General features: G+C 51.4%; 12 protein-coding genes. 5 read left to right on the top strand and 7 right to left on the bottom strand.

What is annotated here, in order from left to right; genetic code table 11:
- Nucleotides 1-368: 368 nt before the first annotated feature.
- The 5 genes from MWU62_RS18625 to MWU62_RS18605 all read right to left on the bottom strand — a co-directional run bounded on the left by MWU62_RS18625 (nt 369) and on the right by MWU62_RS18605 (nt 5642).
- Nucleotides 369-797 carry a hypothetical protein gene (locus MWU62_RS18625; protein ID WP_247116239.1) on the bottom strand — a complete coding sequence of 143 codons (429 nt, stop codon included), beginning with the start codon at nt 795-797 and terminating at the stop codon, nt 369-371.
- Between the two features lie 493 nt (nt 798-1290).
- Nucleotides 1291-3399 carry an AAA family ATPase gene (locus tag MWU62_RS18620; protein ID WP_247116238.1) on the bottom strand — a complete coding sequence of 703 codons (2109 nt, stop codon included), beginning with the start codon at nt 3397-3399 and terminating at the stop codon, nt 1291-1293.
- 161 nt (nt 3400-3560) lie between these two features.
- Entirely contained in the window at nt 3561-4073 is a 513-nt protein-coding gene (locus MWU62_RS18615) for an opioid growth factor receptor-related protein (RefSeq protein ID WP_247116237.1), read from the bottom strand.
- 91 nt (nt 4074-4164) lie between these two features.
- Nucleotides 4165-5163, bottom strand: a complete 999-nt coding sequence (locus MWU62_RS18610) for a WYL domain-containing protein (protein ID WP_247116236.1) — start codon at nt 5161-5163, stop codon at nt 4165-4167.
- An 11-nt stretch (nt 5164-5174) separates the two neighbouring features.
- Complete coding sequence (locus MWU62_RS18605; protein ID WP_247114316.1) at nt 5175-5642, bottom strand: hypothetical protein; 468 nt, start codon at nt 5640-5642, stop codon at nt 5175-5177.
- 264 nt (nt 5643-5906) lie between these two features.
- On the opposite strand from MWU62_RS18605, the gene MWU62_RS18600 reads away from it, so the two are divergent.
- Nucleotides 5907-7067, top strand: coding sequence for a PcfJ domain-containing protein (locus MWU62_RS18600; RefSeq protein ID WP_247116235.1), 1161 nt, complete (start codon nt 5907-5909; stop codon nt 7065-7067).
- Nucleotides 7068-7431: 364 nt separating this feature from the next.
- On the opposite strand, the gene MWU62_RS18595 is transcribed toward MWU62_RS18600, so the two are convergent.
- Together MWU62_RS18595 and MWU62_RS18590 are read right to left on the bottom strand one after the other, a co-directional pair.
- Complete coding sequence (locus MWU62_RS18595) at nt 7432-7860, bottom strand: hypothetical protein (protein ID WP_247116234.1); 429 nt, start codon at nt 7858-7860, stop codon at nt 7432-7434.
- 48 nt (nt 7861-7908) lie between these two features.
- Nucleotides 7909-8115, bottom strand: a complete 207-nt coding sequence (locus MWU62_RS18590) for a hypothetical protein (protein WP_247116233.1) — start codon at nt 8113-8115, stop codon at nt 7909-7911.
- Between the two features lie 235 nt (nt 8116-8350).
- Here MWU62_RS18590 and MWU62_RS18585 point away from each other — a divergent pair, with 235 nt between their 5' ends.
- The 4 genes from MWU62_RS18585 to umuC all read left to right on the top strand — a co-directional run bounded on the left by MWU62_RS18585 (nt 8351) and on the right by umuC (nt 11388).
- On the top strand, nt 8351-8776 hold the full coding sequence (locus tag MWU62_RS18585; RefSeq protein ID WP_247116232.1) for a hypothetical protein: 426 nt from the start codon (nt 8351-8353) through the stop codon (nt 8774-8776).
- A gap of 139 nt (nt 8777-8915) precedes the next feature.
- Nucleotides 8916-9359 (top strand): translesion error-prone DNA polymerase V autoproteolytic subunit, encoded by a 444-nt coding sequence (gene umuD / locus MWU62_RS18580; RefSeq protein ID WP_247116231.1) that lies wholly within the window; start codon nt 8916-8918, stop codon nt 9357-9359.
- On the top strand, nt 9356-10105 hold the full coding sequence (locus MWU62_RS18575; protein WP_247116230.1) for a CLCA_X family protein: 750 nt from the start codon (nt 9356-9358) through the stop codon (nt 10103-10105). Before umuD ends, MWU62_RS18575 begins: the two co-directional genes overlap by 4 nt.
- A complete protein-coding gene (gene umuC, locus MWU62_RS18570) occupies nt 10102-11388 on the top strand; it encodes a translesion error-prone DNA polymerase V subunit UmuC (RefSeq protein ID WP_247116229.1) in 1287 nt (428 codons plus the stop codon). The genes MWU62_RS18575 and umuC overlap by 4 nt, the downstream gene beginning before the upstream one ends.
- Nucleotides 11389-11613 lie beyond the last annotated feature (225 nt).

Here is an 11613-nt window from a genome sequence, read left to right as displayed (position 1 = left end):
TTCGGAATAACGTGGCATGAATGCTCCCATGCCGCCCCTGATTGGTTAAATTCAGGCGAAATCGCCAACTGGACAACTAGGCTGACAGAGGGGGCTTCTCAGAGGAGTACGACCATTATTTCGACTCCATCGCGGATGCGAGCGACCGCGCCAGCGGGGAAAACCCGATGAGCCAAGAGTACATTGATAAGATCACGACAAAGCGAAAAAATGAGGGAGTAGCGCCCCTAGCGGAGAACGGATTGCCGACCGACAATGACACTTGGAACATTGCGGTTGCAGAAGCGGAGCGCAAATTGCAATCGGAGTGATCGGGTTGTCAGTCAGCGCGAGATACTGACTTTCTGAACGAACGACATATCGTGGATTCAAGCGGTGTTTTCTAAAATATCGTGCAACACAGAAATCACTCCCGAAGTACTTTCTTCAAGGTTTTCAAAATGAGACTTTAATAGCTCATACATTATAGGAAAGTCATTTTCCGAAAGATCCTCCATTTCATCTTGTAACTTTTCCAGTTTTTCGGGGAGGTCTGTTTCTTCATAACTCCAAAGACAATCTAAATCGTCGTGCAAAGTCTCCACAAGTTCATTGATCTCATCTAAATCCTCTCGATCGAATTCATCTGTATCATAGATCTCAACAATTTCTTCGAGATGACCACCAGCAATTTTTGCAATCTCAATAATTGGGCAGTCATCAAGCTTTACTTCTAACGGCTTAAAGGCGTCTAAGCTAACCTGAAGATCTTTCAACGCGCTATCCAGCTCATCACTCCACTGACCGTAGTGTTTCATTGTAGAACTTCCTATAAGAGTTGTGGGGTTAATTATCTGGAGCATCTCAACACCCCGCGGTCTCATTGACCCAAGTCTTTAATATAATATCGAAAATCTGGCTAACGCAGGGAGGAATTAAAAAAGTTAGTCTTGAGCATGAACCATCTAAAAGGAGAAACACTGGTCCGGTTTGCATCCATTTCATCCAGCTCCCAGGGTGACTCCAATACCAGGATTGCCCGCTTAGATAGATATCGACTCATGCTGCACCTCTCCTTATTACTCGCCACCAAATCTGAGAACGAGTCTCATGTAGATTGTTTTTTAAGCGCTACTATATTTTTTCAACTAATTGGAAGAAACACCTCTAATTCACGCGGAAATTGTGTCTATCCAGTTGCTCTGAAAGCCACTTCGTCATGATCCATACCTTACCTATGTTAGTTTGTCCTGTGCAGCATTGCTTTAAAGTATCCAATAATTACTAGTCAAGCCAGATTCTCTCCTGTTTTCACTGCACAAACCCCATCGGCTGGCCAATAACACCATCGGTGTGCTGGCTCTGTTCAACGTGCAGCGCTTCCAATAGTCGCTCTGTACGCGGTTTAAAACCACGTAAGCGAAGGCCTTGGACGGCTCCACGCACCAGACCGGGTGTCAGGTATTGGAATTGCGCAAGTTGATCAGGCCTCAACTCGCGGGCTTTGTTCTTATCTATCACGCAGGCTTCGATAAGTTCTTTCAGTTGGTCGGCACTCAGGTAGCCGAACTCTACTTTGAGATGGAAGCGGCGCAGAATGGCTTTGTCCAGGCTGTCGAAACGGTTGGTGGTGGCTAGGAGGACACCTTCGAATCGTTCCAGACGAACCATAAATTCATTGACGCCGCTCACTTCCCAGCTGCGCTGAGCCATGCTCCGGTTGTAGAGAAAACTGTCAGCTTCATCGAGCAGTAAAACAGCACCTGTGCTTTCCGCTTTATCGAACATCGCGGCGATGTTTTTCTCGGTCTCACCAATGTACTTGTCCAACAAATCGCTACCAGACTGCAATATGAATGGTTTGCCCAAACGTTTGGCCAGCTCCTGAGCATAAGCTGTTTTACCGGCTCCGGGCGGGCCATATAGGCAAACTTTGGCTGCGCCTTCTTTACGAACCAGGCGCTCCACGTTTGTTAGTGTAGGTTTGGTGTTAATCCACTCCAGACGGAATTCGGGGAAGTTCTGTTCTGGTTTTGGCTTCAATAACTTTGCGGGTTTGCGCTCGCCCATGACTGATAGGCGATGGTGCATCAGGGTCTCAAGGCGCTGCTGGTTGCGGATGACCTGTCTTGCGGGCAAGAACTGTGCGACCTCCAGCAGGTTTTTGGCCAGTGCCGGGGTCATCCACGAGGTGCGGGCCGCTGCTGATACCCAGGCTTGGCTAACGGGCAAGGCGGACAGATCGCGTTCGAGCTTTTCAGCCTGCTGAGCTGTACCCGAACCTTTAATTTCAAAAATGAAATCAAAGCGTCGTAAGAAGGCGGCATCGACAGCGCTGATATCGTTACTTATCCAGATCGCGGGCGCCTGGTTTTCCTCCAACAGCTGATTGAACCAGCCTTTGGCCAGATCATCCGTTTTTCGGAAGGCGTCTTCCATTTCATCGAACAGCAATACCGCACCTAGACGATCTTCCAAAAACATCTGAGCCAATTTGGCTGCGTCCAACCGTATGCGCCCGGTCATAGCACCAGAGCGATCGTCTTTGGTTGGCACCTCATACAGTGGGGCCGACAGCTTTTCCGCCATAGCACGGGCCAGTTGGGTTTTGCCTGTGCCGGGCTTGCCATAAAGGAGGATGTTTTTGCCTCTGGCCTTGGTGGCGAGTGCACTCTGTAAGTAATCAAGCATCAACTGTAATTCCGGGACACCCTGAAACTCGCTGAGTTGATGCAGCGCTTCTGGTCCCGGCGGGCAAACATGTCGAAACAGCAGTTGCTCGATGTCGTTTTCACTTTGGTCTTTATCCCCGCCAGATGTGGCCATTACCAGCTGACCTAGCAACGGGCCTGCTTCCACCAAATCCCAAATATCGCTACATCGATTGGGTGCTTCAAGCAAACGAATCTGGCACAGCATAGAATCATCATCGAGAGCCCAGGCAACCGTGCGAGGAGACTCACGCAAAGCCCTTGCCAGCGCATTCACAGAGTTGTTGAACTCATTGATCTCAAGCTCCCGAAGCACCGGCTGCGCCTGCGGGTGTTTGAGCAGCAGCAGTGCATACACCAACAGCTTGGTCTCCACCAAGTTGGGCTTTAGGAGCTTCACCAGACTCGCCAGAAGCGGTGAAAAGGACAGTTTCGGTCGGCCTTTTAGCGACGATACCAGAGCTTTTTCCCGCTTGCGTATGATATTCAGATGCGCCCTTGTGCTCAAAGAGTCGGCGTCTTCCGGTGGCTTTATACCGAGAAATGCCAAGTTTTCTTCAGCGTTGAACAAGCTCAGAGTGTTTTCGTAGGTGGGGGTGAGATAAAGCCTGCAAAGATAAATCTGAAGCAGCTTTAAGTCGTCTTTGGACGCAGTCGTGTCTTGGTCCAGTTCGCAGGCTTCGTTGATGAGTTCGTTCCACAACAGCATAGGCGGGTCTCCAGAATCGATATACGTATTCTACGCCCTGCCTGCGACATATATGGTCGTTTGAAAATGAGTGAGCAGAAATTTCAGCAATGTCGTTTGAGCTTTAAAGCCCTTCTCTTCTGGATCTACCGTGAATTTGATGGTGTCTCAGTCAAAGCACACTACTCGGTTGCTTTACGCCAATACTCACAGCTGACTTCGCCCACATATCCGCGAGTTGGGCCATAAGTCAGAACGGCAGTCTGGAGCTGTTCCGCAAGTTTGGGTTGGTGACAGTAATACAGACTACGAATCATCCGGGTGATCCTCAAATGGTTGTGGCCACCTGTTTTCAGCCAGAGATGATCCTGAGGGTTTAGATTGGGCGCTGGCTCAATGGCCATGCCATTTTGCACCAGTCCGAAGAAATCGAGCATGCGGTTGAGAGAAAGAGACTGCTGTTCGCGAAGTTTTGGGTTTTTTCCAAAACACGCCTGTGTGCTGCTATCCAATACTGGCGCAAAGCCATTGAACCTGCCAGCTTCCGGAATGGGGAATAACCACTGAATGTAGTCATGGGTGTGTTCCAGCCAGAAGTTGTCTAAGGCTAGAATGTCGTGAAAGAATCTTCCCGCGTGGTCGGTACCCTGCCCAAGCGTGAATAAGATCAGTCGGTTATTTGAAAGTTCCGTCATCTCCCCTCCTTTTGCCTTGATATAGTGCCCGAGCTCTAACCGATGCATCCGTTATCGATTTGACCTTACCAGCCTTTGAAGGGCGACAGGTTCAGGCTTTCTTCGTGCGCTCCAGCGCCGCTGCTAACGTTGCCTCAATCTCATCTCGCAGCCATACCGGCTCTAGAATGTCACAGTGAACCGCTTGTGCCGTCAACCACCAGCGTAGATCTTGGGTATCACCCACCGTTACTGAGATTTCAAAGGTGTCGTTGTCAGTCTCAGTTGTGAGCTGATCAAAGCCCAGTGGCGACTCGATCAGATGGTTCAATGCAGGCTTGTCACAACGAAGCCTAAGAAATACTGGCTCGTTTGACCTTAGAATTCCCATGGCACCGGAATGGATGTAAAGATCCAGATCAAAGTCTTCCGGGCGTTCTATAGGCTGCTCGACCAGCTCCCCGGTTGTGGCTCGGTGCAGTACCAGCTGGCGCACGCCTTCCCTACCATCAATGGTTGCGATCAGATATACGTTCGGATCCCGAAAAATCAGGCCCAACGGGTGAACGGTAATATCCTGAGGTTCGGGCCAGTTGCGTGCCTGGTACGTCAGCTTGCATTGATACTCACGCAACAGGGCTTCGGTGACTGTTTCCAGCACATCCGCATCTATAGCTGGGCGACTTCCACTTAACCCCCGGTTAATAACACGCACAAGGTCTGGCCATTGTCCTAGAGGGTTACTCTCTCGCGACAAGGTACGGTGTGCTTCATTAAAGTGTGGCTTGAGATGGGACAGGGCTCTGGGCGGAAGCATGGGTGTGAGGTAGGCTTTGGCTAACTCAAAGGTCAGTGCTGCAGGCAGATCCAACGCCGGGATGATGTCGATGGTGGCGTCCCGGTCAAATGACCAACCAAAGGGGCGCGAGCTTTCGTCTACCAGCAATGGGAAATCCGCACTCAGCTTCTCCAAATCCCGCTGAATCGACCGCATGGTGAGTGAGAAACTCTGCTCTTCGAGACGCTTGGCCAGCTCGGTTGTGGTTATAGTTTTAGGAAAGCGAGGCACCATGCGGAGCATAGTGAGATAGCGGACAGCGGTGCTCGACATTATAGGGTTCCTTACCCAATACGAAGACGGGATGATCGACGTTTGATTTGCTTTATCACGAACCAAGCCAGGCCACCAACAACAGCACTTACCATACACCAGACATGCAAGGCATCAATGCTGACGATGCCATTGAGCGGGCTTGCCGTGCTGAATGGCGACAATGGCAAGACGTCTGAGTGCATAATGCTGTCTATGAATATGTGGCTGTAGGTTCCGATCAACCCGCTTGCAAAAGATACTCGCCAGCTAATTGGCAGGTATTCCGGTGCGCGAATAAAGCGCAAACCAAATTCACCAAGATGCTTGCCAGTGAGGCCACCAAATAGCCCAATCAGTGTTGCACCCAGTAACGTATGAGAAAAGCCGTGCAGCTCACCCTTGTTAGTGAGCATGACAACCAGAGGCTGAATATCGATAACGATTTGCGACCAACCAAAGACCATGAGTGAAAAGCTATTCTGCAACGTAGCTTTCACAACTATGCCTGGGCCCATATGTAACGGTGTGAAGGGCATTTTTCACCTCAAAGCTTGAAACCAAGACGCAAAGCGTCAACACCATGAAAAAAACCGAGGATTTCTTCAGGATGCATGGTTTTCGCTCGGATCACCAAGTCGGTTTTGAAGTTATCGATCATTGCCATTCCTCATTGGTATAAACATTACGTGCCCAGCCTGCGACACATAATGTCGTATGGATTCTATAGGCTCGCAATTACCGAACCGTCGCAGGGAAAGTCCATGAAAGAGTCCATATTGAAAACAACATCCTTTCCAGAAAACCAGGTCGTGTTCGATCTCAGCAGGTTCCTCAACTACCCCATCCAGTTGGTTGTGCAGACGTGGCACTCCCAAAGGCCATTGAGCTGGTTAAGCCGGAATGACGACGGCATCGTAGCTGAGGGCAGTTTTCTGGAAGCCCCGGGCTTACCGCTGTTCACACTCGAAGATGACTTGGGAAGACGTGTGTCAGACGATGTCCCCGAGGGCATATTGGCGGTTGCCAGGTTAATGCCCGCCATGGATTTCGAACTGGCCCAGGCCTGTGGTGCTTCGCCAGCTGCCTGGGAGTTGGCGGAAAGCTCACCGCTTTTGTTTATCCTGCTGGTGAATCACGCACGCCGTCAGCCACTCTCTATTGAGGAGTTTGAGCACTTACTGGCTTTAAAACGCACAGCCATTCTTGAAAAAGCTGGCCTCCCCGCCAGTAAATCTCTGGTCCGTTTAATTAACCGGGTTGAGCTCTCACCGTTATTGCCTTGGGAGCTTGAAGATGTGATCAAAGTGCTTGCGCAGCCTGAGTTCACGGCACTTCTGCGGCATCATCCGGATCTGCATCTGAACCACCTGCGCTTTTTGCTGCGCCAACGGCGGCCTTTTTGGCCGGGCATGCTTCATCTCGTCGATAAGCATTCTTCATCTTTGGATATCTCATGGCTGTGCCGGATGATTCGGGACACGCTGAATATGGCGGCGGGCAACCTGCAAATGCTGGAGCGGGTGAATTCGCGGCAGGTGCTGCAAGAACTTCACGATCGTTTAGTGGGGCGGTTTAATAATCTAGGCTCTGAAGCTCAACGTGCCGCCCAGGCTGCTGCGTTAGCTCAGGAGCACGGCGATTACCCCGCGCCACCTCTGGCAGCCATTGAAGGCATCGAACCCCTCACCTCGTGGCTGGATCTGTTGGAAGAAGGCTCGTCTATGCTTCACTGCGTTGGCAGTTACGATATGTTCGTGGCGCTGGGCGAGGCATTTATTTACCGCATGACGCACCCAGAGCGCCTGACGATTTCATTGGAGTATCGCAATAACCGATGGGTTGTAGGCGAAGTGCGTGGGAGCCGCAACGCAAATCCTTCTCCTGGGGCCCTGGATATTGTTAGGCGTTGGGTTGAGCGCTAATGTTACGTCGGGACGCAATGGGCTTTACGGCAACGCGGGCCTTCCCGGCACAGGTTTGTCTTACCGTGAAAAACTCTCCAAGCCACGCAGTGCAACAAATGAAAGAGCAAATCGACGCCGTTTGAGATAACCGAACCCGAATCGCCACGGTTAAGAAAACTGGATTGGCTGGCGTAATTGTGCCCTGCCCGACGCCGTCTGTTGAGAGGGTGATTTTGTCAGCGTTTACTCAAGTGCCTGATGCTGCTGCCGGCGGGATATGTCCAAGACTGCTATTTTCAGAGCTATTGAGCCTTGGTAGAAAGCTAATGGATCAACCTAGCTCAGTCTTGGATCCAGGTTTTAAAGATAAGAGCTAACCCGCCTAGTTAGCCAGTTCATGCGCACTCCATAACTCAGAGAAATCAGCATCAAAGGAAACAAGGATTCCTTGTGGGCCCAACGACGAACTGCGTACAAGCGTTCTAGGAATGACTACGGGCTCGCTTTCATCAAACGAACAAGCATTGCCCAGCATGACTCGTTGAAGCTTTCGGGCATCTCGATTCATATGGGGTAAGGCAGCTATTCGAGGTTGGAGAAACTCCCACTTGCATCCGGAGTATACCTGCAAGGCAGGTCGATCTGGCGACACCGTTATCACCAATGGGCCCGTCATGAGTTTTTCGAGTTCTGGCGAAAAGCTGGACACAAGCCGCCGGTCGAGTAGTAAGCAGCCCTCAGCTTCGGGTGGCTCACTCAAAGTAACCTGATGGGCACCGCCAACTCTGTGGAACAGGTTTTGGTCTGTCATTGTAATGCTCCCCGGTTAGTTACTGTACAAAACCAATTGGCTGGCCAATCACGCCATCAATTTGCTGTCTCTGCTCAACTCTGAGCACATCCAGTAGTCGCACGGTTCGCGACTTAAAGCCTCGTAGCCGAACTCTACTTTGAGATGAAAGCGGCGCTGGATGGCCATACCCAAGCTGTCGAAGCGGTTGGTAGTCGCCAGAAATACACCATTAAACCGCTTCAGGCGAACCATAAACTCATTGATTCCACCCACTTCCTAGCTTCGTTGGGCCATATCAATGAGTTCGTTACACAACAACATAGGCAGGCCTCGAGATCATGAGGTGCCATAGTACTTTCGCTATGCGACAGGGGCCGTCGCAGGGCCTCTCATTACCTCCTGAAAACCGCCGATTAGGAGGAGTCCGGAACTGAGATATGCTGTTTGTGCGGTGCGCAAAACAAGCACCGCCCACAAAAATAACTGCGTATAAGAGAGAGGATTCGTGATGGAAGACCATGATCGCTATCAGCAAGCCGTGAACAACCTTCAGGTGTACCTGAATTCTGCTTCAATTTTGATGTTTTTACTGAGTGTCGGGACACTGGTTGCGGCGTATTCCCCACTAAATCTGATTAGCCCGGAGGTCATCGCGGCGGTCAGTGGGCGATCTGGCCTAATGCTTGTTTTACCACTAAGCGCTGCGCTGGTGTTGAGCGGTATTCATATTTCTACCATGTGGTCTGAACAAACCCAGCCCAGTTACCGTGATTTTCTATTGGCTTTCGCCTTGCATCTAACCGCCCTTCTGCTTTGTTACCTCGCTGTAGAGATCTTGCAGCCAAGGTTCCAGTCAGATGTGATTCCAATCATCAGCATACTGACCGCCATTGCCTTGCCGTGTATTCTGTTTATGCGTATCAAGAGCACATGAGCCATGCGATAGCCGCAAATGACGCTGCTTTGCGGTGCCCCCTCTGCCCACAAATTTAAGGGATTTTTCGTTTCCGGAATTGACCTTGCGGAGCAATCACACCAGAATACTGTACATATAAACAGTACCCAGGTGTAATATGCCCGTCACACTTCTTGGCGACCATAAATCGTTCTCTCAACTTGGCATTCCATTATTTTTGGAGCGCGTGTCGGCGGGTTTTCCATCCCCCGCCGAGGATTACGTTGAGAAAACTTTGGATCTTAATGAGCTCTGCATTAAGCATCCGGCCGCCACCTTTTTCGTGCGGGTACAAGGAGAGTCCATGGTAGACGCCGGCATCTACCCAGGCGATGTACTGGTGGTTGACCGAAGCCTGCGAGCCACGCACGGCGACATTATCATCGCCAGCTTGGAGTCTGAAATGACAGTGAAACAACTTCACCTCAGCCCTCTTCCGGTTCGCCTGTTGCCCAGAAACTCGGCTTACCAACCCATTTCGATTGAGGGCGATATGGTGATGGAGGTGTTCGGTGTTGTTACCAATGTGGTTCGATCGCTCAAGCGTGGAGGAAATTCATGACGATGTCTCATCCCATCTCCTTTGTCACGGTACGACGCCGGTTCGATTTCCGAAGCATAGAGATTGGCCGCTGGGTGACGCCAGAAGAACGGGACCGAGCGGCTACCCGCTTTTACCAGGCTCTCTGTGATCTGATGACAATTTTGCAGGGCCCCGAGAATCTGATTTCTCTTCGTGGCTCTCTCAGCATGCAATACGGCATTGGTGGCCGGCCTGGGGTATCTGCTCACTACATTCCCGCTACCCGACAGCTGGCGCTCGCGAAGAATGCCGGTGCTGGCAGTCTGGCCCATGAATGGTTCCATGCGTTTGATCATTATATGGGGAGCAAGGCGTTCCGCGACTTGGGGAAGTTCGGGTTTGCCTCCAGCGGTTGGCTGGGAAGCGCCAAACAAAAAGAGCACCCGTTAAACGACCTGCTCAGCACCTGTTTTCAAACCATCTTGCTCACTGAAGACGGAACCGCGCCCAGCCCATTGTTCCAGGCGTCACAGGTGGCAGACAGTCAGATGAAGGTGCTGTATTACGCCAAACCCGAAGAGCTCTGCGCCCGGTCTTTTGAAGCATTCATTGAAGACAGTACGCCCGCAAATCCCTTTCTGGTGCGTGGCACTGTCTACTCCGATGAAGCCAAAGCAGGCCTTTATCCAGAGGGTGTTCATCGCCAGCGAATCAATGAAGCCTTCCAGAACTATTTCGTTGCGCTGGGCGCAGCCCTGTATCGCGAGCAGGCCAAAGCCGGATGAAGTCGCCAGTCTTCGCCCTGGTGGATTGCAACAATTTCTATGCGTCGTGTGAAAAGCTGTTCCGGCCGGATTTGCGGCATACCCCCATCGTGGTTTTATCGAATAACGACGGTTGTGTGGTTGCACGCTCCAGAGAAGCCAAGAACCTTGGCATAAAAATGGGGGTGCCCGTACACCACATCAAGCAGGAGATTCGGCAACACGGTATCCAGCTATTCTCATCCAATTACACTTTGTACGGGGACATGAGCCATCGTGTGATGATGACGCTGGAAGCCATGGCACCGAGGGTGGATGTGTACTCCATCGACGAAGCCTTCCTGGATCTCACGGGCTTGGAACGCCTAATGTCCTATGAGAGCTTTGCTCGGCAGGTAAAAGACACGGTGTACCAGAATGTGGGTCTTCCGGTGTGTGTTGGTATTGCACCGACCAGAACCCTGGCCAAGCTCGCCAACTACGCGGCCAAGAAATATCCTGCAACCGGCGGCGTGGTTGATATAACTGATCCAGCGAGACAAAGACGGCTTTTAGCGAGAGTGCCGGTAGACGAGATCTGGGGCGTGGGGCGGAAAATCTCAGCAAAGCTTCAGGCCATGAACATTGTTACGGCGATACAACTGGCCGACGCGGATTTAGGTACTCTGCGAAAACGCTTCACTGTTGTACTGGAACGGACCGCCCGTGAATTAAACGGTGTGCCCTGCTTACCCTGGGACGACGCTCCCCCACCGAAGAAGCAGATCATGTGCTCCCGCTCTTTTGGGCAGCCCATCCATTCTCTCGCGAATCTGGAGGAGGCGGGAACTCACTTTGCGGCCAGAGCAACTGCAAAGCTTCGGGGCGGTCAGCAATACGCGGGTGAGCTGATGGTGTTCATCCGTACCAATCCGTTCAAAACATCCGCTCCACAATACTCAAAGAGCGCCAGTGTGCGATTGGTCACAGCATCGCAAGACTCCAGAGTGATCGTTCAACAAGCCCTGGCGTTACTTCGTTCCATCTACCGTGAGAGCTATGAGTATGCAAAAGCCGGGGTCATGCTCAGCGAGTTAACGGATGACTCTGGGGTGCAAAACGATCTGTTTGAAACCACCACAATGGGCACATCCAGCAACGTCCGGTCGGATCGCCTGATGTCCGTTATGGACGAGATCAATCGCAAAACCCGTGCAAAGGTTTACATGGCCAGAGAAGCCGGGCCAGCGGCTTATGCGATGCGAAGGGAGCATTTGTCGCCGGCGTACACAACGGCCTGGGGTGAGCTGCCAGTCGTTTGGTGATGGGCTAATGCTAAGGTCGTGAATATGATTTACACGCTACATAGTATGTAAGATTCATTACATGCTGTATGCCCCCTGCTGGGGAGTAGCTTAACGGAAGTCGCATTATCAGGAGGTTCATCATGTCCATGCCCCCCTCTGTCAGCCTAGTTGTCCAGTTGGCGATTTCGCCTGAATTTAACCAATCAGGGGCGGCATGGGAGCATTCATGCCACGTTATTCCGA

The organism is Marinobacter sp. S6332 (assembly GCF_023016045.1).
Taxonomy (GTDB): domain Bacteria; phylum Pseudomonadota; class Gammaproteobacteria; order Pseudomonadales; family Oleiphilaceae; genus Marinobacter.
Note: the sequence above shows the minus strand (reverse complement) of the source record. Positions and strands in the feature narration are given on the sequence as shown.

What these genes read in the sequence shown, in the direction of transcription:
- MWU62_RS18625 (WP_247116239.1), bottom strand. Translation starts at nt 797, where the DNA reads ATGAAACACTACGGTCAGTGGAGTGATGAGCTGGATAGCGCGTTGAAA.
- MWU62_RS18620 (WP_247116238.1), bottom strand. Translation starts at nt 3,399, where the DNA reads ATGCTGTTGTGGAACGAACTCATCAACGAAGCCTGCGAACTGGACCAA.
- MWU62_RS18615 (WP_247116237.1), bottom strand. Translation starts at nt 4,073, where the DNA reads ATGACGGAACTTTCAAATAACCGACTGATCTTATTCACGCTTGGGCAG.
- MWU62_RS18610 (WP_247116236.1), bottom strand. Translation starts at nt 5,163, where the DNA reads ATGTCGAGCACCGCTGTCCGCTATCTCACTATGCTCCGCATGGTGCCT.
- MWU62_RS18600 (WP_247116235.1), top strand. Translation starts at nt 5,907, where the DNA reads ATGAAAGAGTCCATATTGAAAACAACATCCTTTCCAGAAAACCAGGTC.
- MWU62_RS18595 (WP_247116234.1), bottom strand. Translation starts at nt 7,860, where the DNA reads ATGACAGACCAAAACCTGTTCCACAGAGTTGGCGGTGCCCATCAGGTT.
- MWU62_RS18585 (WP_247116232.1), top strand. Translation starts at nt 8,351, where the DNA reads ATGGAAGACCATGATCGCTATCAGCAAGCCGTGAACAACCTTCAGGTG.
- umuD (WP_247116231.1), top strand. Translation starts at nt 8,916, where the DNA reads ATGCCCGTCACACTTCTTGGCGACCATAAATCGTTCTCTCAACTTGGC.
- MWU62_RS18575 (WP_247116230.1), top strand. Translation starts at nt 9,356, where the DNA reads ATGACGATGTCTCATCCCATCTCCTTTGTCACGGTACGACGCCGGTTC.
- umuC (WP_247116229.1), top strand. Translation starts at nt 10,102, where the DNA reads ATGAAGTCGCCAGTCTTCGCCCTGGTGGATTGCAACAATTTCTATGCG.